Consider the following 21,061-nt stretch of genomic DNA (forward strand, 5'->3'; position numbering starts at 1 on the left):
TTTTATTTACTGCTTGTCAAATTCCGCGGCGATCTCAGTCAGCAGTCTGCGGATGGGCAGGTGCTGAGGGCAGGCCTTTTCGCACCTGCCGCACTGGATGCAGTCAGATGCCCGGCGGCCTGCGCCGGTATAAACATTATTATAGTAAAAGTCGGCGTTCCAGTCGTGATAGATCTGCTTGGTGTTCATCACGGCGAACAGGTCGGGGATGGCGATCTGCCTGGGGCAGCCGTCGGTGCAGTAGCGGCAGGCGGTGCAGGGGATCAGGTTCATGCCGCAGAAGATCGACTGCACCTTCTTCACGGCTTCCAGCTCAGTCTCGTTCAGGGGCTGGAAGTCCTTCATGTAGCTGAGGTTATCCTTCATCTGCTCCATGCTGCTCATGCCGGAGAGCACCATCATCATGCCGGGGAAGCCCGCCGCAAAGCGGATGGCGTAGCTGGCTGGGCTGCCGCCGTGCAGCTCGTCCAGCACCTTCCGGGCCTCTTCGGGCAGGTTGACCAGGTTGCCGCCCTTCACAGGCTCCATGACCAGCACGGGCTTGCCGTGCCTGCGGCAGACTTCATAGCACTTGCGGCTCTGCACGGCGGGGTCGTCGTAGTCCACATAGTTGAACTGGATCTGCACCACCTCGATCTCCGGGTAGTCAGTCAGGATCTGCTCCAGTACCTCGGCATGATCGTGGAAGGAGATGCCCACATGCTTGATTTTGCCCTCGGCCTTCAGCGCAAAAGCGGTCTCATAGGCCCGGCATTTTTTGAAATGCTGGTAAAACGTTGCACTCTGGGCGTGCATCAGGTAGAAATCAAAATAGTCCACACCGCAGGCTTCCAGCTGGCTCTGGAAAAAGGGACGGATGTCAGCCTCAGTTTTGAAGAAAGTGCCGGTCAGCTTGTTGGTCAGGATGTAGCTGTCGCGGGGGTGGCGGCTGGTCAGGCAGGTCTTCAGCGCCGTCTCGCTCCGGCCCTGAAGGTAGCCGTGGGCCGTGTCGAAGTAGTTGAAGCCCTGCTCCAGAAAATAATCGACCATCCGGCTGGTTTCGGCCAGATCGATCTCACCATCCTTCATGGGCAGGCGCATACAGCCAAAACCGAAGTTTTTCTTGATGTTTTCCATGTCCAATACTCCTCTCGTGTGCAAGGGCGGAGTGCACTCCATAACCCGGATACGACAAAAAAAGACATCCGGAGTGTTCGGATGTCTTTTTGGTTGGGGATGAGAGAATCGAACTCCCACAAGTAGAGTCAGAGTCTACCGCACTACCACTATGCAAATCCCCATCAGCTTGGGTCTGTCTTGCGGGGTGAGCCGCTCAACGTGTGCTATTATACGGAAAAAGCGCCGCTTTGTCAAGCGCTTTTTTGAAATTTTTTGCAGAAATCAGAAAAAAGACGCACTTTCGCAGGAGTTCTTGCGGGCTGCTTGATTCCGTCATCCTTCTCATGTTCTTTGCATATACTGGAAATCAGAAGAAGCAAAGACGCACAAAGAGGAGGAACTGCCATGACCCAGACCACGCAAAAGGAAAAGACCCTGCTTTCGCCCCGCATTCCGCGGGACACCGAACACGAGCGCTACCACCCGGAGCTGGAGGAGGAGCTGAAAGAGTGCCTGTTCTGCCTGCACCGGAACGAGATGATGTTCGACCTTGAGGTGGACACCGACCTCATCGAACAGCATATCTATGAGCGGCAGGCCCTTCTGGCCCGCTACCGGTACTTATTGGGCAAGGCCCGGGAATTAGGACTGCATACGATATTGGAAAAGTATCAGCCGGTGGGGTAAGGCCTCGTCTTTGTACAACCTCTCAGTCTCACTTCGTTCGACAGCTCCCCTAGTAGGGGAGCCTCTGGCGAAGAGACAAAGCTTTATGCCATGCCAAGGCCTCCCCTACTAGGGGAGGTGGCATCGAGCGTCAGCGATGATGACGGAGAGGTTTTATAGCAGGGCGTTGCAGAAGATGCGACAAAAATCTTGACAGAATCCCTGAACCGTGCTATCCTATATCAAGATAACAATGCGCAGGTGGTTCTGCGTATCAACTATTTGGAGCTAGAGAGGTTTTTAATTATGGAACGTATTAAGACGATCGCTACTCGTGACCTGACCAAGAGCGTTGTGACCGGTGGCTGCGGCGAGTGCCAGACTTCCTGCCAGTCTGCCTGCAAGACTTCCTGCGGTGTGGCTAACCAGAAGTGCGAGAACAGCAACAAGTAATTTCTGCAAATCGGATGCCGCCTTTGCCGGGCGGCATTTTTTTATGTTACAATGGAATGGAGAATAAAATGGTACATCAGTATCAATTGAACGGCTATAACATCGTGCTGGATACCTGCAGCGGCTCGGTGCATGTGGTGGATGAGGTGGCGTATGATGTCATTGCCATGTACCCCGACCACACCGCCGACGAGATCGTTGCCGCCATGATGGCAAAGTACGGCGACCGTGATGACGTGACCGAGGCCGACCTGCGCCAGTGCATCGATGATGTGGCAAGCCTGAAGGAATCCGGCAAGCTGTGGAGCCCCGATACCTATGAGGATCTCGCGTTCGATTTCAAGAACCGCAACACCGTGGTCAAGGCCCTCTGCCTGCATGTGGCCCACACCTGCAACCTGAACTGCTCCTACTGCTTCGCCTCGCAGGGCCGCTATCAGGGCGAGCGTGCCCTGATGAGCTTTGAGGTGGGCAAGCGGGCAATGGATTTCCTCATTGAGAATTCCGGCAGCCGCCGCAACCTCGAGGTGGACTTCTTCGGCGGCGAGCCTCTGATGAACTTTGATATGGTCAAGAAGCTGGTGGCCTACTGCCGTGAGCAGGAGAAGATCCACAATAAGAACTTCCGCTTCACCATGACCACCAACGGCATGCTCATTGACGATGATGTCATCGACTTCTGCAACAAGGAGTGCCACAACGTGGTCCTGAGCCTGGATGGCCGCAAGGAAGTCCACGACCGCTTCCGCAAGGACTACGCCGGCCATGGCAGCTACGATACCATTGTGCCCAAGTTCCAGGAGTTCGTGAAGAAGCGCGGTGATAAGGGCTATTACATGCGCGGCACCTTTACCCACTACAACACCGACTTCACCAACGATATCTTCCACATGGCAGATCTGGGCTTTACCGAGCTGAGCATGGAGCCCGTGGTCTGCGACCCCAGTGACCCCAGCGCTCTGACCGAGGCAGATCTGCCCATCCTGAAGGAGCAGTATGAGATCCTGGCCAAGGAGATGATCAAGCGGAACCGTGAGGGCCGCGGCTTCACCTTCTACCACTACATGATCGACCTGACCGGCGGCCCCTGCATCTACAAGCGCATTTCGGGCTGCGGCTCCGGCACCGAGTACATGGCTGTGACCCCCTGGGGCGATCTGTATCCCTGCCATCAGTTCGTGGGCGATCCCAAGTACCTGATGGGCGATATCTGGAAGGGTGTCACCAACACGGCAGTCCGGGACGAGTTCAAGCACTGCAACGCCTACGCCCGCAAGGAGTGCCAGGACTGCTGGGCAAAGCTCTACTGCTCCGGCGGCTGTGCAGCCAACTCCTACCACGCAACCGGCAGCATTACCGGCGTGTACGAGTACGGCTGTGAGCTGTTCCGCAAGCGGATGGAGTGCGCCATTATGATCCAGGTGGCTCAGAATCAGGAGCTGGCTGCACAGGGCATCGAAGTGCCCATCCAGCTGGGCTCCACCTGCAATGCCTGCGCCGACGGCGAGGCCTGCGAATAAATGACCACCCCCATTGTCGATTTTGTGCGGCGGTACGCCCAGTCCGGCACCGCCCGGCTCCACATGCCGGGGCATAAGGGGCAGAGCCTGCTGGGCTGTGAGCCGTGGGATATCACCGAGATCCGGGGTGCCGATGAGCTCTACGAGGCCGAGGGTATCATCGCGCAGAGCGAGGCCAACGCCACCCGGCTGTTCGGCACGATCCACACCTATTACAGCACCGAGGGTTCTTCCCAGTGCATCCGGGCCATGCTCTGCCTTGCTTTGCAGGGTGCGCCCCGCACCGGCAAGCGTCCGGTGCTTCTGGCGGCCCGCAATGCCCACAAAGCCCTGCTCTATGCAGCGGCTCTGCTGGACTTCGACATCCAGTGGCTCTGGACTGCACCGGAGGATACCGGCGCGCTGTGCAGCTGCCCGGTAACGGTGCAGGCCCTTTCCGCCGCCCTTGAGGAGCTGGCCGGGCAGGGGAGAACACCCTTCGGCGTTTACCTGACCAGCCCGGATTACCTGGGAGGGATGCAGGACATCGCGGCCCTCTCTGCCGTCTGCGATGCTCACGGCGTGCCCCTGCTGGTGGATAACGCCCACGGGGCCTACCTGCGCTTTCTGCCCGGCGGGAGCCGCCACCCCATTGACCTGGGCGCGGCGGCCTGCTGTGACTCTGGCCACAAGACCCTGCCGGTGCTCACCGGGGGAGCCTACCTGCATCTGGGCCCCAAGGCCCCCGTGCAGGAGGAAAGCACTGTGCGCAACGCACTGGCGCTGTTCGGCTCCACCAGCCCGTCTTATCTGATCCTGCAGTCTCTCGATACCTGCAACCGGCTGCTTTCCACCGATTACCCGGCACGCCTGCAGGAATGCTGTGACCGGCTGGCTGCTCTGCGTGCCCGCCTGAACGCGCTGGCTGCTGCACAGGGCACGGCCCTGCCGCTGGCACTGGACGGTCCCGCCCGGGAACCCATGAAGCTGACGCTGGACGCGGCGGCGCTGGGCCTGACCGGGCAGGCACTGGCCGACCATCTGCGGCAAAGCGGGATGGAATGCGAATATGCCGACCCCCGCTACCTTGTGCTGATGTTCACCCCGGAAAACCCGGCGGAGGACTTTGCCCGGCTGGAAGCGGCTCTGGCAGAACTCTGTGCACGGGGCATCCCCCCGGTAGAACCCCCTGCCGAGCACCGGGAAGCATTCTGTGCGCTGGCCCGGCAGGCGGAGCCGCGCCTGACCGTGCGGCAGGCCGTGTTTGCCCCGCAGGAGACCATCCCGGCAGGGTCTGCGCTGGGCAGGGTCTGCGCTCTGCCCACTGTGTCCTGCCCGCCCGCCATTCCCATCGTGGTCAGCGGCGAGGTGATCGGCCCGGCGGCGCTGGAGCTTTTCGCAGCCTACGGCGTGGAGACGGTCTCGGTGGTGAAACCGGAAAAATTTTGAAAAATCAGGGCGGATCTGCAAGATTCTGCGGCTCTGAAACGTATTAAAGATAGAACAGAGAACATAACCCCTATTCTATGCGGTAATCTGAGGTGTTCCAATGAAAATTCTTCTTGCATCAGATACATGGTCCCCAATGGTCAACGGTGTGGTGCGCTCGGTGGAGCTGCTGTACCACCAGCTGCTGGCACTGGGCCATGACGTGCGGGTGGTGACCCTTGCCCAGAATGGCTATTCCCATGAGGAAAACGGCATCCTGTATGTGGGCAGCATCAGCGCGGAGCGGGTCTACCCGGGCGTGCGGATCAGTGCGGCGGGCGCTCTGCCCATCTCCCACTGGCTGGACGAGCTGGAAGCCTGGGGCCCGGAGGTCATCCATACGCAAAGCGAATTTTCTACCTTTATGCTGGCACAGCGGGTGGCCCGTCGGTGCCGCTGCCCGGTGGTACATACCTACCATACTGTCTACGAGGATTATACCCAGTACCTTTTCTTCAGTGAGCGTCTGGGCCGGATGACCGCCGAAAAGGCCACCCGCATCCTCTCGGGCTATTGCTCCCTCATGCTGGCCCCCACCGAAAAGGTGCGCGCCATGCTCAACCGCTACGGGGTCAGCTGCCCGGTGGTCACAGTGCCCACCGGCATTGACCTGACCGCCTTTGGCCCGGCGCAGGACAACGGCGAGAAAAAGGCCCGGATGCGGGCAGAGCTGGGCATCCCGGAAGGGGATACCGTCCTGCTCTCGCTGGGCCGTCTGGCTGCCGAGAAGAACCACGCCCAGCTGGTGCGTCTGCTGGCCGCGCAGCCGGAGGAGAACCGCCCGTGGCTGGTGTTTGTGGGCGACGGCCCCGCCCGGCCTGACCTGGAAGCGCTGACAAAAGAGCTGAAGCTGACCGACCGTGTCCGCTTTGTGGGCATGGTCAAGCCCGATGAGGTGCCCCGGTGGTACCGCGTGGGCGATATCTTCGTCAGCGCCTCCCAGAGCGAGACCCAGGGCCTGACCTACTTCGAGGGCATGGCCTGTGGTCTGCCTGTGCTCTGCCGTGCGGACCCCTGCCTGGATGGCGTGGTGGAAAACGGCTTCAACGGCTGGCAGTGGAAGGACGAAGCCGAGTTTGCATCGGCACTGAACACCATCATCTCGGACCCCGCCCTGCGCGGGCAGCTGCACCAGAACGCTCTGGCCACCGCGGCCCGCTACTCGGCAGAGCATTTCGCTCAGCAGGTGCTGGATGCTTACCAGCAGGCCATTGCGCTGAAGCAGTACGAGTCTGAACACAAAAGCATCCTCAGCTGGGTGTGATCCCAATCCCCAAAAAATCCAGAAAAAGCAGCAGCGCCCTGTCTCCCGCAATGGGAAACAGGGCGCTGTTTTTTGCGCATCCGTTATTCGATGCCGGTCACCTTGTAATCCTGATCCTCAACAGCTTTCTTCAGGTCTGCGTCGGAAACTTCGGCGTTCAGGGTGACGATGGCGGTACCGGCCTCGTGGCTGACCACGGCCTCGTCCACGGCGGGCAGGGCTTCCAGCGCCTTTTTCACGCGGGCTTCGCAGTGGCAGCACATCATACCTTCAACATGCAGGGTCTTTTTCATGGCATTGTCCTCCTTGACAACGGGAGCCGAAACGGGTTCGGCAGTATTTTCAGCCGCTGCAGGCTGCACGGGGGCAGCGGGCAGGGCGGCAGACTTGGGTTTGCGGTCGTGTTTGGTGCTGTGCAGGTCGAACAGGTTCAGCCGCAGGGCATTGCTCACGACACAGAAGCTGGAAAGGCTCATGGCCGCAGCCCCGAACATGGGGTTCAGGGTCAGGCCGAAGGGGATGAACACACCGGCGGCCAGCGGGATGCCGATGATGTTGTAGATGAACGCCCAGAACAGGTTTTCGTGGATGTTGCGCAGGGTGGCGCGGCTCAGCCGGATGGCGGCGGGCACATCGGAGAGCCGGGAGTTCATCAGGACCACATCGGCTGCGTCAATGGCAACATCGGTACCGGCACCGATGGCGATGCCGGTGTCCGCGCGGGTCAGGGCGGGGGCATCGTTGATGCCGTCGCCCACCATGGCCACCTTGCCGCTCTCCTGCAGCCTGCGGATCACGGCCTCCTTGCCGTCGGGCAGAACGCCTGCAATGACCTCGTCCACGCCCGCCTGTCGGCCAATGGCATCGGCGGTGCGCTGGTTGTCACCGGTCAGCATGACCACCCGGATGCCCATGTTCTGCAGCTCCCGGATGGCACGGGGGCTGTCCTCCTTGAGGGTGTCCGCCACAGCGATCACGCCCATCAGGCGGCCTGCACCGCCAAAGAAGAGGGGCGTTTTGCCCTCAGCGGCCAGCCGGGCGGCTTCGGCCCGGAGTTCGGCGGGTACGGATGCCTTGGTGGCGATGAACTCCGCATTGCCGCCGTAGATCTCCATGCCGTCCAGCCGTGCGGAAAGGCCATTGCCGGGCAGGGCGGCAAAATCGGTCACATCGGGGCAGGCGATGGTCTCGGTCTCGGCATAGGCCAGCACTGCCTTGGCCAGCGGGTGCTCGCTCTTCTGCTCCAGCGAGGCCGCCAGCGTCAGCAGCTCGCTCTCGGAAACGCCCCCCGCGGGCAGGATGTCAGTGACCCGGGGCTCGCCGCTGGTGATGGTGCCGGTTTTGTCCAGCGCCACGATCTGGGTACGGCCTGCGGCTTCCAGCGAGGCGGCAGTTTTGAACAGGATGCCGTTCCTGGCCCCCAGACCGTTGCCCACCATGATGGCCACAGGCGTTGCCAGACCCAGCGCACAGGGGCAGCTGATGACCAGCACCGAGATGCCCCGGGCCAGCGCATAGCCGAACTCCCGGCCCAGCAGCAGCCAGACAAGGGTGGTCAGCACCGAAATGGAGATGACTGCGGGCACGAAGAAGCCGGAAACGGTATCGGCGATCTTGGCAATGGGGGCCTTGGTGGCGGCGGCATCGCTGACCATCCGGATGATCTGGGCCAGCGTGGTATCCTCGCCCACACGGGTGGCTTCGCACTTCAGGAAACCGGACTGGTTGGTGGTGGCGGCACTGACCTTGTCTCCCGCAGTCTTGTCCACCGGGATGCTCTCGCCGGTCAGGGCGCTCTCATTCACGGCGCTGGAACCTTCCAGCACAAGGCCGTCCACCGGGATGTTCTCACCGGGGCGCACCACAAAGAGGTCGCCCTTTTTCACCTGTGCAATGGGCACAGTCACTTCGGCCCCTTCCCGCAGCAGGGTGGCGGTCTGGGGGGCCAGCTTCATCAGGCTCTTGAGCGCGTCGGTGGTCTTGCCCTTGGAGCGGGCCTCCAGCATTTTGCCCACGGTGATCAGGGTCAGGATCATGGCGGCAGATTCAAAGTAGAGCTCCATCATGTAGTGCATGACGAGCACGTCGTTGCCGTCTACCTGAGCGCGGGTCATGGCGAACAGGGCGTAGGTGCTCCAGAGAAAGCTGGCCGAGGAACCCAGCGCCACCAGTGTATCCATGTTGGGGGCACGGTGGAGCAGGCCCTTGAAGCCGCTGATGAAGAACTTCTGGTTGATGACCATTACGATGCCCGCCAGCAGCAGCTGGACCAGACCCATGGCGACGTGGTTGCCGTCGAACCAGTGGGGGAGCGGCCAGCCCCACATCATGTGGCCCATCGAAAAATACATCAGCACCGCCAGAAAGACCAGTGATGCGATGAGCCGTTTCTTCAGTCTGGGTGTTTCGTGGTCAGCCAGTGCATCCAGCTCGGCGCTGGGGGTCTCGGCGGCAGCATCCTTGGGGCTTGCGCCGTAGCCTGCCTCCTGCACTGCCTTGACGATGGCTGATGCGCTGGCGGTGCCCTCCACTCCCATGGAGTTGGTCAGCAGGCTCACCGAGCAGCTGGTCACGCCGGGCACAGCTTTTACGGCCTTCTCCACCCGGGCAGAGCAGGCCGCGCAGCTCATGCCCGTAACAGTATACTGTTCCATTGTTTCCCTCCGATAAAAACGCTGCGTGAATGGGATCAAACGAGCTTGTTCAGGATCCACAAAAACTCCTGCAGCTTCTCTTCACCGCCGTTTTTCAGGTCCTCAGCCACGCAGGTGCTCAGGTGCTGGTCGATCAGCTCCCGGGTAAAACCGTTCAGGGCGCTTCTGGCGGCAGCGGCCTGCACCAGAATATCCGTGCAGTACACGTCCTTTTCTACCATGCTCCGGATGCCCCGGATCTGGCCCTCGATGCGGTTCAGCCGGGTGATGAGGTGCTTGTACTCCTCCTCGGTGCGCTGCTTGTGGCGGCAGCCGCAGCCGGTGCTTCCCTCAGCCGGGGCACAGCAGGGTGCTTCTGCCGGGGCGGGGGAGCAGTGGGGGCAGCTGCCCTCCGGGATCTTGTTCACATCGCTCATGTCTATTCTCCTTTCGTTACCCCTTGGGGGTATCTTGTACCATAGCTGCATTATAGCACGGCGGTCCTGTTTCTGCAAGTAGGGCTGGGGGGTATTATTGTGAATTTTTTATGAACGCAGAAGATAAAACAAAAGGCCCTGCGCCCCAAACGGGGAACAGAGCCTTTGAAGCATCCGGAACGATCAGTAGGCGAATCTGCGCATAAAGGCAAGGTCGCTTGCGGCGCGGGCGGGCACAGCTTCCTCCCGCAGCACGGGCAGGGAAGCCTGCGGCATCTGCCGCAGCATCTCAAAGCCGCCGGCGTAGTCCACGCAGGAATCCTCCAGGCTGGTGGAATAGAGCGTTCCATCCGGCTGGAAGTTCTGGCCCTTGAAATGGACCGCCGTGATCTTGTCGCCATACCAGCTGCCCACCTTATCCCAGATGCGGCGTTGTGCATCCACAGACGCGGCCTCCGGGCCCACATAGTTGGCAAAATCGCAGATGACGCGCAGGTTGGGGCTTGCCATGGTGTCCAGCACCATCCGCACTGCCTCGGGGGTATTCATGGCGTGGTAGTAGACGCACTCCACGGCAAAGAGCACTCCCTGCTCTTCGCAGGCAGGCAGGATCTCGCCCAGACTGCGCAGGAGCGCTTCCTGTGCCTCCTTCCGGGTCACACCGGGCTGTTTGGCCATGTTGGTGGTCTCGCTGCCCATGCAGCCTGCACCCAGCGCCTTGGCAACAGGGATCTGGCTCAGCACCTTTGCCACCTCGGCACGGCGCTTGTCCTCGTCGACATAGCTCAGCTCCACATAGGTGCCGTCCACGGCAATGCCCACGCCGGATGCTGCCGCAGCCGCTCTTGCCCGCTCCACCAGCGCAGGAGTCACATCGTCATAGCTCTTTACGCCCTCCACCGCCTTGGGAAAGGCCAGCTGGGTGCAGGCAAAGCCTGCCTGCCCGATGGAGGAAAAGAGGGTCTCGGGGTCATGGCGGCCAAAATCGTGGCCGCGCGCACCAAGAATGAATTCAGGCATCCTCCACCTCCATCAGCCGAACACACGGGCGGCAAAGAGATTCAGCTCTTTGCCCCACCAGTACCAGTCGTGGGAGACATCGCTGCCCCACACTTCCAGATGCACGGGCAGGCCGCAGTCGGTCAGTGCATCGGCCATGGCCTGGGTGTCCACCAGCGCGTCGCCCTCGTAGCTGCCCTGACCGGCACAGAGGAGAAGGGAATTCTCCTCAGCCTTTGCCAGCAGCTTCTTGTCCACAAGGCCCTCCTCTGCCAGATAGGCCAGGGGGGCATTGCGCAGGACCAGGTCATCTGCTGCATTGCCCAGGAAACGGCTCACATCGTACAGGCCGGAAAGGCCGATGGCACCCGCGAACACCTCGGGGCGGCGCAGGCGGCAGTTCACTGCCTGATACGCACCGGTGTCCACGCCCACCGCCCAGAGCAGGGTGTCCTTTTTGGCACCGTTCAGGGTCAGGATGCGGGGAGCCAGCTCGCTTGTCAGGTAATTGAAATACTTTTCCTGCATCTCGGCCCGGCGGCGGGGAGCTGTGTCCCCGGCCAGCAGACTCTCGGCATCGATGCTGTCGGCGCAGAACAGCTGCACCTTGCCCTCATTCAGCAGCGGGGCAATGGCATCGGGCATCCCGTTGTTTTCCCAGTCGTAAAAGCGGCCGCCCCGCGCGGGCAGAGCCAGCACCGGCGTACCGGCATGGCCGTAGACCTTGAACTCCATGTCGCGGCCCAGCATCCGGCTCCATTCCTTATAATACGTCCCTTGGATCATGGCAGCATCCTCCTGTTGTCACACAAATTGATTGCGCTGGGGGTCATAGGCGTACCCCACAGCGGAAAGCCTGGCACACAGCGCGGCCTTGTCCTCATCCAGATCCTCGCACAGCGCGTCCAGAGTGGGGTAGAAGTCCCGCAGCTTCAGGTTGATCATGCTCAGCAGCATGATCGGGTCATTTGGCAGAGCCATCGTCGATCCCTCCAGAAGATAACAAAAAAGCCGGCCACTCGACAAAGTGACCGGCAGATGCAGCTACTTAGACAGCGCGGGTAACCTTGCCAGCGCGCAGGCAGCGAGAGCATGCGTAGATATACTTGGGAGAGCCTTCCACGACCGCCTTGACACGACGGACATTCGGCTTCCAGGTACGGTTGGAACGGCGATGAGAGTGGGAAACCTTGATACCAAAGGTAACACCCTTGCCGCAGCATTCACACTTAGCCATGGTACTTGCACCTCCTACAGTGAAGTATGGAATTCAAAATAATCAGCTTGACTATTTTACCAGAGATGCGGAGAAAAAGCAAGAGCAAATTTGATTTTTCCGCAACTTTTTTCTTGCAGGGCCAAACCCTTGCCCCAAAAGCGAAAAAATAGTACAATAGGATAAAATCCAACTGAGGGAGAAACGAATGACCGCACAAGGAATGTATTATCTCATCCGGGCACTGGTGACCCTGATTGCCATCCCGTTCCATGAGGCGGGCCACGCGCTGGCCGCCTGGCTGCTGGGCGACCCCACCGCAAAGCGGGAGGGCCGCATCAGCCTGAACCCGTTCCGCCACTTTGACCTCGTGGGCACCCTCTGCATGATCTTTGCCGGGGTGGGCTGGGCAAAGCCTGTTTCCACCGACCCCCGCAATTTCAAAAACCCCAAGTGGGGCATGGCCCTCACCGCGCTGGCAGGCCCGGCGGCCAATCTGCTGCTGGCCTACCTCGGCATGGTGGCGTGGAAGATCCTGTATTATTGGGCCCCCACCACCATGATCACGATTTTCGCGGCCCGCTTCCTCCAATACTTAGTGATGATGGATGTGGGCCTTGCGGTGTTCAACCTCATTCCCATCCCGCCGCTGGACGGCAGCCGCATCCTGCTGGTGGTGCTGCCCCAGCGCATCTACTTCCAGATCATGCGGTACGAGCGCGTCATTTTCGTCATCCTGCTGGCGGCTGTCTGGGCCGGTGTGCTGGATGGCGTGCTGGGCACCTTCAATGATGTGGTCTGGGATCTGCTGGATCTCGGCACCGGCTACATCGACCAGATCGCCTATTCTGCGTATTATGCAACCATCGGGACGGTGATCTGAGTGGCAGAAGAACTGACCTTCCGTCTGGAGGATTTTGAGGGCCCGCTGGAGCTGCTGCTCACGCTGGTGCAGAAGCACAAGATGGACCTGCACAACATCCCCATTCTGAAGCTTATCGACCAGTACACCCGCGCGGTGGAATCGGCCGAGAGCACCGACCCTGAAATTTCCAGCGCTTTTATCGAGATGGCCGCCCACCTGGTGGAGATGAAGAGCTATTTGCTGCTGCCCCGCAGTGAAGAGGGCGAGCGGATGAAGCAGGAGCTCACCGGCCAGCTCATTGAATATGACCAGTGCCGCCGGATGGCCGCCCGTCTGCGGGAGCGGGGAGAGGGATATACCGTGTTCGTGCGCACCCCGGCCCGGCTGGAATGGGACAACACCTATGATCTCTTCCATTCGCCGCAGGTGCTGGCAGACTGCTGGCAGGCCCTGATGGGGCGCACCACTGTCCGCAAAATGCCCACCCAGCAGCAGTTCGAGCCGCTGGTGTCGGCCCCGCAGGTCTCGGTGAGCAGCCGGGTGGTCTACATCCTGCGCCAGCTCATTGCAGGCGGTGCAAAAAAGATGGACCAGCTGTTTTCCCGCCGCCAGACCCGGGGGGCCAACGTGGCCACCTTTCTGGCGCTGCTGGAGCTGGTGCGCGGCGGCCGTGTGACGCTTGGCCCGGAGGGCGAACTGAAGATGCGCCGGGGCCGCATTGACCGCACAAAGGAGGAGCAATGAATCAGAAACAAATTCGTGCCGCAGTGGAAGCAATGCTCTTTGCCTACGCGGAGCCCATCGGGGCCGATAAGCTGGCCCAGGCGCTGCAGCTGCCCACCGCCAGCGTGGAATCTGCGCTGGAAGCACTGCACGAGCGCTGCCAGAAAGAGGACAGCGGCCTGTGCCTGCTCCACCTGAACACCCATTGGCAGCTGGCCACCAAAACGGAATTTGCGGAGTGCGTCCGCCGTGTGCTGGACACCCGCCGCTCCATCCCGCTGGGCCCTGCGGCCATGGAGACCCTGACCGTCATCGCCTACAACCAGCCTGTCTCCCGCGCCTTCATCGAGCAGGTGCGCGGCGTGGATTCCTCTTCCAGCGTGTCGGGCCTGCTGGAAAAGGGGCTCATTGAAGAAGCGGGCCGTCTCGACCTGCCCGGCAGACCGGTGGCTTTCCGCACCACGGACGTGTTCCTGCGGTGCTTTGGCCTGTCCAGTCTGGAAGATCTGCCCCCGGTGCGGGGCACGGAAAGTGAGGCGGCCCAATGAGCGTCCTGTGGAGTGTTCTCGCTGGTATCGGCACGGTGCTGCTGTTCCTCTTAAAAGGGGTGGGCATCCTGCTGCTGGTGGTGCTGGTGTTGGGTCTGCTGCTCATGTTCTGCCCCTTCTGCGCCGATGTGCAGTGGGCGGAGGGCATCTTTCAGGTAAAGGCCGGTGCACTGGGCATTACCTTCCCGGTGTTCCGGTATCCCGCGCCGGAAAAGCCTGAGAAAAAAGAAAAAAAGAAGAAAGCGTCCGGCGCACAGAAGCCCCAAAAGGAAGCCCCGCCCCGCCAGAAGGCAAAGCTGACCCTGCAGATCGTCTGCACCATCTTAAAAGGGGCGGGAAAGCTTACCCGGGCCATCATCGGCTCCCTGCGCTTCACCCGGATCGACGTTGTCCTCGGTGTCCGGGGCGAAGACCCTGCCGAGGCTGCCCGCAGCTATGGCAGGCTGAACGCCTGGCTCTACCCGACGCTGGGTTTCCTGGACCGGTTCGTCTATCTGGACTTTGAGCAGCTCCGGCTCCTGCCGGATTTCGGCAGCGCCGAGCCCACCATAAAGGATCACGTCTCCTTCCGGGTCACGGCCCGGGCCTACGCCATCGTTTTCACGCTTCTGCGCGTTCTGTATGCGTTCTGGCGCGAAAAGGTACTGGACGTTTTTATCTAGCTCGGGTATAATAATTTTGTATGGTGCGTCCGCGTCCCGGCCTGTACAGGGCAGGGAAGTGGTTCCGTGGGAGCGGCGTTCCGCTCCCCGATATAGAAGTAAGGAGGCCGAATTTATGGCTGAGCATCCCATTCAAAACCTGATGAACGTTACGATGGACAAGATCCGTCAGATGGTGGATTCCAACACCATCGTCGGCAAGCCCATCACCACCGATGACGGCACCACCATCCTGCCGGTGTCCAAGGTGAGCTTCGGCTTTGCCTCTGCCGGCACCGATTTCGACGGCAAGAACGCCGCCAACAAGGATCTGTTCGGCGGCGGCTCCGGCGCGGGTGTCAACATCCAGCCCGTGGCATTCTTGGTGGTTAAGGACGGCTGCGTCCGCACCATCCAGCTCTCTGACGGCAACAACACCGTGGACCGTGCCCTGACCATGATCCCCGAACTGGTGGAAAAGGTCAGCGCACTCATTAAAAAGGACGAGCCTGCTGCTCCTAAAAGTGAGCAGTAAAGGCCAGCGGGCAGCTTTCCCTCGCAAGTGAAACGGGCCATTCCATCGCCCGCCCTACTGCCTGCGGCAGCAGGGTCCCACCCCAGCGGACACTTGCTCAGGAAACTGCCCGCCGACCCTCAACACATCGCCGTAACTGCAAGCCTCCAACTTGCAGTTTTTTCAGCGCATGCTCCGGCGTGCGCTTTTGAGCGCCGGGAGGCGCACAAGGAGTTTTATTATGGCAGAAGAACGTATTCAGAAGATCATGGCCGAGCAGGGCTTGTGCTCCCGCCGCGCGGCCGAGCAGATCATTGCCGAGGGCCGCGTCAAGGTCAACGGCCACCCCGTCAAGGTGGGCGACAAGATGGACCCCAACCGGGATGTGCTGCATGTGGATGACGAGCGCATCTACATCCAGAAGAACCAGCAGCTCTACTATCTGGCCCTGTACAAGCCCCGCGGCTATGTGACCACCGCCAGCGATGAGCTGGGCCGCAAGACCGTTATGGAGCTGGTCAGTGATATCCCCGCCCGCCTGTACCCGGTGGGCCGCCTGGATAAGGACAGCGAGGGCCTGCTGCTGATGACCAACGACGGTGCCTTTGCGCAGGCTGTCACCCATCCGTCGGGCGGCATCTCCAAGCTGTACCGCGTCACCGTGCAGCCCCGGGCCGATGAGAGCCAGATCCTGAAGATGAGCTCCGGCGTTGTGCTGGACGATGGCACCAAGACCATGCCCTGCGCCATCAACATCGTCACCGACGAGCCCGGCCGCACCGTGATGGAGATGACCCTGAAAGAGGGCAAGAACCGCGAGATCCGCCGCATGTGCGAGGCCGTTGGTCTGGAGGTCGTCCGCCTGAAGCGCAACGCCGAGGGCGTGGTCAAGCTGGGAATGCTCAAGCCCGGCACCTACCGTGAACTGACCAAGGCAGAGGTCAGCGGTCTGCGTGCCGCCGCCGCCAAGGGCCGCGCCCAGACCCGCAGCGCATCGCTGCAGTCCAAGGCTGCCGCCCGCCGCCCCAAGGGCCCTGTGGGCAGCGGCAATGCCCCCGCAAAACGGAGAAAGTGATCGTTTTTTCAGCTTTCACGGCGCAAAAACCGTCTGATCCTGGAAAAGATTGTGAAATTTTTCCGCAAAATGGGCCTTTCAGCCCTTGTGAACGCTCTCAAAATAAGGTATAATGATACTAATTTTGAAAGCTCAAAATAAAAAGCTCAAAATAGAAAAGCAGGAGGTCTTACCATGGCTTCAAAGAGTAACAAAGGAGAAATCCTCGCCAAGTTTTTCGATGACGGGGAGTATACCGCACTGTTTGCGGACGGCGCAGTGAGTGCTGCCTGCGGCTATGCGGCTGGTCAGCAGGCTTATGCTGTTTACCAGAACGGCGAGGCTGTCTCTGTCAAGGACGTTGAGAAGAACATCAAGGTCCTGGAGATGGCTGCTCAGACCGGCTGCCCGGTGGTCACGTTCTACAACTCTGTCGGCGCTAAGCTGGCTGAGGGTCTGGACGTTCTGACCGCCAGCGCCAAGCTGAACGCCACCATCGCCAAGGTTTCCGGTGTCATCCCCCAGATCGCAGTCGTCACCGGCGTGTGCGGCGGCACCAGCGCACTGAGCGCTGCCAATGCTGACGTGTGCGTCATGGCTGAGGATGCAGAGCTGTTCTTCACCGCTCCGTTCACCTCCGCCGCCAAGGGCGACAAGGTCCCCGGCGCAGGCACTGCCGAGGCTGCTGCCAAGGCTGGTGTGGCTGCCATCGTGGCTGCCAACGCTGAGGAAGCTGCCGAGAAGGCTGCCCACATCGTGGGTCTGCTGCCCGCCAACAACCTGACCGGCCCCGCCATCTTCGAGTTCGAGCAGCCCACCAGCGTTCTGAGCGCCGGTGCTGCTCCCGAGAAGGCTGCCGCTGCCCTGATCGACAAGGACAGCGCTGTGGAGCTGTACGCAGGCTTCGGCAAGCACGTCTACACCGCATTCGCAACCATCGGCGGCAACGCTGTGGGTATTGTGGCCACCGGCGAGACCCTGTGCCACAACTGCGTGGCCAAGGCTTCCCGCTTTGTCCGCCTGTGCGATGCTTTCAGCGTGCCCGTGCTGACCATCGTCAACACCAACGGCTTTGTACCCAGCGCCACCGATGACATCGCAGGCGGCATCCGTGAGGCTGCCCGTCTGGCTGCCACCTATGCCGATGCTACCACCGCCAAGGTGGCTCTGCTGTCCGGCAAGGCTGTGGGCCCTGTCTACACCGCTCTGGCCAACGCTGACCTGAAGATCGCCGTCAACGGCTGCACCGTCAGCGCTCTGGAGCCCAACGCTGCCGTCTCCGTCCTGTACAAGGCCGAGATCGACGCTTCCGACAACATCATTGCCGCCACCAACGCCAAGGCTGCCCAGTACACCGCTGAGGTGTGCAGCGCTGCCAACGCCGTTGCCGCCGGTGCCGCTGATATGACCTGCGACGCTGCCAACGCCCGTGCAAGCGTGGTTGCCGCCTTTGAGCTGCTGAGCACCAAGCGTGCCGCCCGCCTGCCCAAGAAGCACGGCAACATGGCTCTGTAAGCGGTTCCGGAACGTAAACCGTACATCGAATCCATACATTGATTTTGTTCAGGAGGATCCTTCCATGAAGTACTACAATATTACCGTCAATGGCGTTGCTTACAGCGTTTCCGTTGAGGAGACCGCCGCAGGCGCTGCTCCTGTTGCAGCTCCCGCTGCTCCCGCCGCACCCAAGGCTCCGGCTGCTCCTGCTGCCGCTCCCAAGGCTGCTGCTCCCGCCGGTGCTGCCGGTGCCGTCACCGTCAAGGCTCCCATGCCCGGCAACATCCTGGATGTCAAGGTCGCAGCCGGTGCTTCCGTCAAGGCTGGTGACGTGCTGGTCATCCTCGAGGCCATGAAGATGGAGAACGAGATCGTTGCTCCTCAGGATGGCACTGTGGCCTCCGTCAACGTCAACAAGGGCGACACCGTCAACTCCGGTGACGTTCTGGTTTCCATGAACTGAGAACTGAGGAAGAGGTGACAACCATGGCCAAAAAGCCGATCAAGATTACGGAAGTCGTCCTGCGTGATGCTCACCAGTCTCTGCTGGCCACCCGTATGACGATGGATGAGATGCGTCCCATCCTGCCCGAAATGGATAAGATCCCTTACTTCTCTGTCGAGTGCTGGGGCGGCGCTACCTTTGATAGCTGCATCCGCTTCCTCGATGAGGACCCCTGGGAGCGTCTGCGCATCCTGCGCAAGGAGCTGCCCCACCAGAAGCTGCAGATGCTGTTCCGCGGCCAGAACATGCTGGGCTACCGCCCCTACGCCGATGATGCTGTCGAGTACTTTGTACAGAAGTCTGTTGCAAACGGCATCGATGTCATCCGCATCTTCGACGCACTGAACGATCCCCGCAACCTGCAGACCGCCATCAAGTCTGCCAACAAGGAAGGCGCACATGTTCAGGGCTGCATCAGCTACACCCTGAGCCCCGTGCACAACAACGAGTACTACGTCAAGTATGCCAAGACCCTGGAGGAGATGGGCGCAAACTCCATCTGCATCAAGGACATGGCTGGCCTGCTGACTCCCTACACCTGCTATGATCTGGTCAAGGAGCTGAAGAACACCCTGTCCATCCCGGTCGATATCCACAGCCACTACACTGCCGGTCTGGCTTCCATGTCCCTGCTGAAGGGCATTGAGGCAGGTGCCGACATCGTTGATACCGCCATGAGCCCCCTGAGCGGCGGCACCAGCCACATGGCCACCGAAAGCCTGGTCGCTGCCCTGCAGGGCACCGATTACGACACCGGTCTGGATCTGAAGCAGCTGAACGTTGTCCGCGCTTACTTTGCAAAGCTGCGCGAGAAGTACATCGCCAACGGCCAGATCAGCCCCAAGAGCCTGGGCGTGGATGCCAACACCCTGCTGTATCAGGTGCCCGGCGGCATGTTCTCCAACATGCTCAAGCAGCTGAAGGATGCAGGCAAGGAAGATAAGCTGGATGAAGTGCTGGCTGAGATCCCCCGCGTTCGTGAGGACGCAGGCTATCCTCCGCTGGTCACCCCCACCAGCCAGATCGTTGGCACGCAGGCTGTGTTCAACGTCATCCTGGGCGAGCGCTACAAGATGGTCACCAAGGAGTTCAAGGGCCTGGTCCACGGCGATTACGGCAAGACTCCCGCTCCCATCAGCCCCGAGTTCACCAAGAAGATCCTGGGCGACGAGCAGCCCATTACCTGCCGCTTTGCCGACACCCTGGCTCCCGAGATGGACAAGCTGAAGGCTGAGGCCGCCAAGTGGGCAACGCAGGAAGAGGATGTTCTGACCTACGCAATGTTCCCGCAGGTCGCACCCAAGTTCTTCGAGAAGCGCAATGCCAAGAAGCAGGGCGTGGACGCTGACCACGCTGATTACACCAATCAGTCTCACCCTGTCTAAATCATAATACCAGAAGGGGCTGCTGCACCGTTTGATGCAGCAGCCCCTTCTTTTTGTTTTTATTTGTACTCCCGCAGGTCTCAATTGTTCTTGCCATTCTCGGCCTTCATGGCGTTGTAGCCAATCAGCACGGTCCAGACATAGGCGCAGGTCTTGGGGATCATCAGCATACCGATCAGGGGGTTGACATCTGCCCACAGCACCACCGGGAGATAGAAACCGAAGCTCAGCACGATGGTCAGCCACATCCAGCGGAAAGCCTGATCCTTGTGTTCCTTGGCACTGTGGTAGAACAGCACGATGATCAGCAGGCCCAGCAGTGCAAAGGGGATGTTGCGCAGGATGCCCCAGGTCAGCGGGGTGTGGTTGGTCAGCCACTGGTTCTGCGGCATCATGCACAGCACGATGCGCACAGCGGAAAGGGCGTACACGGCGATGGTCAGATCCTTCTGGCCCTCGATCTGGTAGCGCTTGCGCCAGACGTAGTACAGCAGTACATAGAACACGGTCATGGTCACGGAGGTGATCCACTTGCCCAGGCCCAGAGGCACAGCGTAGCTCTCCAGGCCGGTGGTGCACAGTGCCAGTGCACGGGGCACCAGATGGAAGGAGTCACCTGCGCCCAGCACCACGGCCATCAGGCCGAACAGGCGGAACTGGGTGTTGTCCTTGCTGCCGCGGATCATGCGGATGCCTACGGTCAGCACGGTGACCAGATAGAAGATGTCGAAAACGGTCTCAATGATTGCTCTCATAAGAATGTTGCTCCTTTACGGTTGGTTTGTTTTGCTGCTCTATCGCGATCCGGTCAGCGATTGCCGGCCGGACTGCATCGTTGTGATGTGCAGGCTGCCGTGGGTGGAATGCTGGGGGAGATGTCCCGCATCACTCAATATGAACATTGTTCACTTTTGGCCGTAAAAAACTCCCACAAGACTGTGGGATGTTTTTTACACTTCATAAATGGCCCTGCGGATGATCTCCAATACCGTTGTGGGGTCAAAATCCTGCTGCACCACGGCAGAAAGCATGAGGGAGAACAGGATGCCCGCAAATTTCTGGCGGGTGAACTCCTCAGTAAATGCGTCTGGCCGGATCTTTTTGTCCCTGGTCAGCACCATGGTCAGCGCATCCAGGATGTGCTGCCAGGTCTGCCGCATCTGCTGCTTGCCATCGGCGGTATCCTGCCGCACAAAGCCAAGCGCGTGGTGGGTGAAGAAGCCGGGGTACTGCTCAGAACCGTACTCCATCTGCCGGTACATCCAGCGGATGCAGGACAGGGTATCCTCAAACACCGCCGGGTCGTCCGGGTGGCGGAAGATATCGCTCCAGATGCTTTCCACCGCCGCGCTCACCAGATCGGTCTTGGAACCGAAGTAGTTGTAGATGCACCCCACGGATACCCCGCAGGCTGCTGCCACTGCACGGATGTTGACCGCTTCCCATCCATTCTGCTGGATGAGGACCCGGCTCGTTTTCAGGATCTCCTCCTTGGACGTTGCCATCGGATTCGTATGACCACCTCCTCAACATGAACGCTGTTCACGATGCGTAGTATAGCGCTGTTCCTGCCCCT

The 21,061-nt window shown here is 60.4% G+C and carries 23 protein-coding genes and 1 tRNA gene; 14 read left to right on the forward strand and 10 right to left on the reverse strand.

Annotation, left to right across the window (positions count from 1 at the left end; translation table 11 throughout):
* Positions 1–6: 6 nt before the first annotated feature.
* A complete protein-coding gene (locus tag J3352_RS01220; RefSeq protein ID WP_005932619.1) occupies positions 7–1,116 on the reverse strand; it encodes an aldo/keto reductase in 1,110 nt (369 codons plus the stop codon).
* 90 nt (positions 1,117–1,206) lie between these two features.
* Positions 1,207–1,280, reverse strand: a tRNA-Gln gene (locus J3352_RS01225).
* 223 nt (positions 1,281–1,503) lie between these two features.
* On the opposite strand from J3352_RS01225, the gene J3352_RS01230 reads away from it, so the two are divergent.
* From J3352_RS01230 to J3352_RS01250, 5 genes are all read left to right on the forward strand, one after another.
* Positions 1,504–1,785 (forward strand): DUF2508 family protein, encoded by a 282-nt coding sequence (locus J3352_RS01230; protein WP_005932624.1) that lies wholly within the window; start codon positions 1,504–1,506, stop codon positions 1,783–1,785.
* Positions 1,786–2,070: 285 nt separating this feature from the next.
* The gene (gene scfA / locus J3352_RS01235) at positions 2,071–2,217 is read left to right on the forward strand and encodes a six-cysteine ranthipeptide SCIFF (protein WP_015563834.1); all 147 of its coding nucleotides are present in this window, start codon (positions 2,071–2,073) and stop codon (positions 2,215–2,217) included.
* A gap of 68 nt (positions 2,218–2,285) precedes the next feature.
* The gene (gene scfB, locus J3352_RS01240; RefSeq protein WP_035394028.1) at positions 2,286–3,737 is read left to right on the forward strand and encodes a thioether cross-link-forming SCIFF peptide maturase; all 1,452 of its coding nucleotides are present in this window, start codon (positions 2,286–2,288) and stop codon (positions 3,735–3,737) included.
* Positions 3,738–5,165, forward strand: coding sequence for an Orn/Lys/Arg decarboxylase (locus J3352_RS01245; protein ID WP_005932630.1), 1,428 nt, complete (start codon positions 3,738–3,740; stop codon positions 5,163–5,165).
* Positions 5,166–5,265: 100 nt separating this feature from the next.
* A complete protein-coding gene (locus tag J3352_RS01250) occupies positions 5,266–6,468 on the forward strand; it encodes a glycosyltransferase family 4 protein (RefSeq protein ID WP_156066131.1) in 1,203 nt (400 codons plus the stop codon).
* Positions 6,469–6,551: 83 nt separating this feature from the next.
* On the opposite strand, the gene J3352_RS01255 is transcribed toward J3352_RS01250, so the two are convergent.
* From J3352_RS01255 to rpmB, 6 genes are all read right to left on the reverse strand, one after another.
* Positions 6,552–9,122, reverse strand: a complete 2,571-nt coding sequence (locus J3352_RS01255) for a heavy metal translocating P-type ATPase (protein ID WP_156066129.1) — start codon at positions 9,120–9,122, stop codon at positions 6,552–6,554.
* Between the two features lie 35 nt (positions 9,123–9,157).
* Positions 9,158–9,538, reverse strand: a complete 381-nt coding sequence (locus tag J3352_RS01260) for a metal-sensing transcriptional repressor (protein WP_097770768.1) — start codon at positions 9,536–9,538, stop codon at positions 9,158–9,160.
* 183 nt (positions 9,539–9,721) lie between these two features.
* Positions 9,722–10,558, reverse strand: a complete 837-nt coding sequence (locus J3352_RS01265; RefSeq protein ID WP_005932640.1) for a sugar phosphate isomerase/epimerase — start codon at positions 10,556–10,558, stop codon at positions 9,722–9,724.
* 12 nt (positions 10,559–10,570) lie between these two features.
* A complete protein-coding gene (locus J3352_RS01270) occupies positions 10,571–11,323 on the reverse strand; it encodes an esterase family protein (RefSeq protein ID WP_005932642.1) in 753 nt (250 codons plus the stop codon).
* 18 nt (positions 11,324–11,341) lie between these two features.
* Positions 11,342–11,518 carry a DUF4250 domain-containing protein gene (locus tag J3352_RS01275; protein ID WP_005932644.1) on the reverse strand — a complete coding sequence of 59 codons (177 nt, stop codon included), beginning with the start codon at positions 11,516–11,518 and terminating at the stop codon, positions 11,342–11,344.
* Positions 11,519–11,585: 67 nt separating this feature from the next.
* Positions 11,586–11,774 (reverse strand): 50S ribosomal protein L28, encoded by a 189-nt coding sequence (rpmB, locus tag J3352_RS01280; protein ID WP_005932647.1) that lies wholly within the window; start codon positions 11,772–11,774, stop codon positions 11,586–11,588.
* Between the two features lie 187 nt (positions 11,775–11,961).
* On the opposite strand from rpmB, the gene J3352_RS01285 reads away from it, so the two are divergent.
* From J3352_RS01285 to J3352_RS01325, 9 genes are all read left to right on the forward strand, one after another.
* Positions 11,962–12,636, forward strand: coding sequence for a site-2 protease family protein (locus tag J3352_RS01285; protein ID WP_005932654.1), 675 nt, complete (start codon positions 11,962–11,964; stop codon positions 12,634–12,636).
* The gene (locus J3352_RS01290) at positions 12,637–13,362 is read left to right on the forward strand and encodes a ScpA family protein (RefSeq protein WP_156066127.1); all 726 of its coding nucleotides are present in this window, start codon (positions 12,637–12,639) and stop codon (positions 13,360–13,362) included.
* A complete protein-coding gene (scpB, locus tag J3352_RS01295; RefSeq protein WP_005932660.1) occupies positions 13,359–13,889 on the forward strand; it encodes an SMC-Scp complex subunit ScpB in 531 nt (176 codons plus the stop codon). The genes J3352_RS01290 and scpB overlap by 4 nt, the downstream gene beginning before the upstream one ends.
* Positions 13,886–14,551, forward strand: coding sequence for a DUF2953 domain-containing protein (locus J3352_RS01300; protein ID WP_197036495.1), 666 nt, complete (start codon positions 13,886–13,888; stop codon positions 14,549–14,551). The genes scpB and J3352_RS01300 overlap by 4 nt, the downstream gene beginning before the upstream one ends.
* Positions 14,552–14,666: 115 nt before the next feature.
* On the forward strand, positions 14,667–15,065 hold the full coding sequence (gene ytfJ / locus J3352_RS01305) for a GerW family sporulation protein (protein ID WP_005932665.1): 399 nt from the start codon (positions 14,667–14,669) through the stop codon (positions 15,063–15,065).
* A gap of 220 nt (positions 15,066–15,285) precedes the next feature.
* Entirely contained in the window at positions 15,286–16,119 is an 834-nt protein-coding gene (locus tag J3352_RS01310) for a pseudouridine synthase (RefSeq protein WP_156066125.1), read from the forward strand.
* Between the two features lie 174 nt (positions 16,120–16,293).
* Entirely contained in the window at positions 16,294–17,613 is a 1,320-nt protein-coding gene (locus J3352_RS01315) for a carboxyl transferase domain-containing protein (RefSeq protein ID WP_097770776.1), read from the forward strand.
* 64 nt (positions 17,614–17,677) lie between these two features.
* Positions 17,678–18,058, forward strand: a complete 381-nt coding sequence (locus tag J3352_RS01320; RefSeq protein WP_005932671.1) for a biotin/lipoyl-containing protein — start codon at positions 17,678–17,680, stop codon at positions 18,056–18,058.
* A 23-nt stretch (positions 18,059–18,081) separates the two neighbouring features.
* Entirely contained in the window at positions 18,082–19,485 is a 1,404-nt protein-coding gene (locus J3352_RS01325) for an oxaloacetate decarboxylase subunit alpha (RefSeq protein WP_005932672.1), read from the forward strand.
* Positions 19,486–19,565: 80 nt separating this feature from the next.
* Here the strand turns inward: J3352_RS01325 and J3352_RS01330 are convergent, their stop codons facing one another.
* Positions 19,566–20,240, reverse strand: coding sequence for a hypothetical protein (locus J3352_RS01330; protein WP_005932674.1), 675 nt, complete (start codon positions 20,238–20,240; stop codon positions 19,566–19,568).
* A gap of 195 nt (positions 20,241–20,435) precedes the next feature.
* Positions 20,436–20,990, reverse strand: a complete 555-nt coding sequence (locus J3352_RS01335) for a TetR/AcrR family transcriptional regulator (protein WP_005932677.1) — start codon at positions 20,988–20,990, stop codon at positions 20,436–20,438.
* Between the last annotated feature and the right edge of the window lie 71 nt (positions 20,991–21,061).

This window comes from Faecalibacterium sp. Marseille-Q4164 (assembly GCF_017377545.1).
Classification (GTDB): Bacteria; Bacillota; Clostridia; order Oscillospirales; family Ruminococcaceae; genus Faecalibacterium; species Faecalibacterium duncaniae.

What these genes read in the sequence shown, in the direction of transcription:
- J3352_RS01220 (WP_005932619.1), bottom strand. Translation starts at nt 1,116, where the DNA reads ATGGAAAACATCAAGAAAAACTTCGGTTTTGGCTGTATGCGCCTGCCC.
- J3352_RS01230 (WP_005932624.1), top strand. Translation starts at nt 1,504, where the DNA reads ATGACCCAGACCACGCAAAAGGAAAAGACCCTGCTTTCGCCCCGCATT.
- scfA (WP_015563834.1), top strand. Translation starts at nt 2,071, where the DNA reads ATGGAACGTATTAAGACGATCGCTACTCGTGACCTGACCAAGAGCGTT.
- scfB (WP_035394028.1), top strand. Translation starts at nt 2,286, where the DNA reads ATGGTACATCAGTATCAATTGAACGGCTATAACATCGTGCTGGATACC.
- J3352_RS01245 (WP_005932630.1), top strand. Translation starts at nt 3,738, where the DNA reads ATGACCACCCCCATTGTCGATTTTGTGCGGCGGTACGCCCAGTCCGGC.
- J3352_RS01250 (WP_156066131.1), top strand. Translation starts at nt 5,266, where the DNA reads ATGAAAATTCTTCTTGCATCAGATACATGGTCCCCAATGGTCAACGGT.
- J3352_RS01255 (WP_156066129.1), bottom strand. Translation starts at nt 9,122, where the DNA reads ATGGAACAGTATACTGTTACGGGCATGAGCTGCGCGGCCTGCTCTGCC.
- J3352_RS01260 (WP_097770768.1), bottom strand. Translation starts at nt 9,538, where the DNA reads ATGAGCGATGTGAACAAGATCCCGGAGGGCAGCTGCCCCCACTGCTCC.
- J3352_RS01265 (WP_005932640.1), bottom strand. Translation starts at nt 10,558, where the DNA reads ATGCCTGAATTCATTCTTGGTGCGCGCGGCCACGATTTTGGCCGCCAT.
- J3352_RS01270 (WP_005932642.1), bottom strand. Translation starts at nt 11,323, where the DNA reads ATGATCCAAGGGACGTATTATAAGGAATGGAGCCGGATGCTGGGCCGC.
- J3352_RS01275 (WP_005932644.1), bottom strand. Translation starts at nt 11,518, where the DNA reads ATGGCTCTGCCAAATGACCCGATCATGCTGCTGAGCATGATCAACCTG.
- rpmB (WP_005932647.1), bottom strand. Translation starts at nt 11,774, where the DNA reads ATGGCTAAGTGTGAATGCTGCGGCAAGGGTGTTACCTTTGGTATCAAG.
- J3352_RS01285 (WP_005932654.1), top strand. Translation starts at nt 11,962, where the DNA reads ATGACCGCACAAGGAATGTATTATCTCATCCGGGCACTGGTGACCCTG.
- scpB (WP_005932660.1), top strand. Translation starts at nt 13,359, where the DNA reads ATGAATCAGAAACAAATTCGTGCCGCAGTGGAAGCAATGCTCTTTGCC.
- J3352_RS01300 (WP_197036495.1), top strand. Translation starts at nt 13,886, where the DNA reads ATGAGCGTCCTGTGGAGTGTTCTCGCTGGTATCGGCACGGTGCTGCTG.
- ytfJ (WP_005932665.1), top strand. Translation starts at nt 14,667, where the DNA reads ATGGCTGAGCATCCCATTCAAAACCTGATGAACGTTACGATGGACAAG.
- J3352_RS01310 (WP_156066125.1), top strand. Translation starts at nt 15,286, where the DNA reads ATGGCAGAAGAACGTATTCAGAAGATCATGGCCGAGCAGGGCTTGTGC.
- J3352_RS01315 (WP_097770776.1), top strand. Translation starts at nt 16,294, where the DNA reads ATGGCTTCAAAGAGTAACAAAGGAGAAATCCTCGCCAAGTTTTTCGAT.
- J3352_RS01320 (WP_005932671.1), top strand. Translation starts at nt 17,678, where the DNA reads ATGAAGTACTACAATATTACCGTCAATGGCGTTGCTTACAGCGTTTCC.
- J3352_RS01325 (WP_005932672.1), top strand. Translation starts at nt 18,082, where the DNA reads ATGGCCAAAAAGCCGATCAAGATTACGGAAGTCGTCCTGCGTGATGCT.
- J3352_RS01330 (WP_005932674.1), bottom strand. Translation starts at nt 20,240, where the DNA reads ATGAGAGCAATCATTGAGACCGTTTTCGACATCTTCTATCTGGTCACC.
- J3352_RS01335 (WP_005932677.1), bottom strand. Translation starts at nt 20,990, where the DNA reads ATGGCAACGTCCAAGGAGGAGATCCTGAAAACGAGCCGGGTCCTCATC.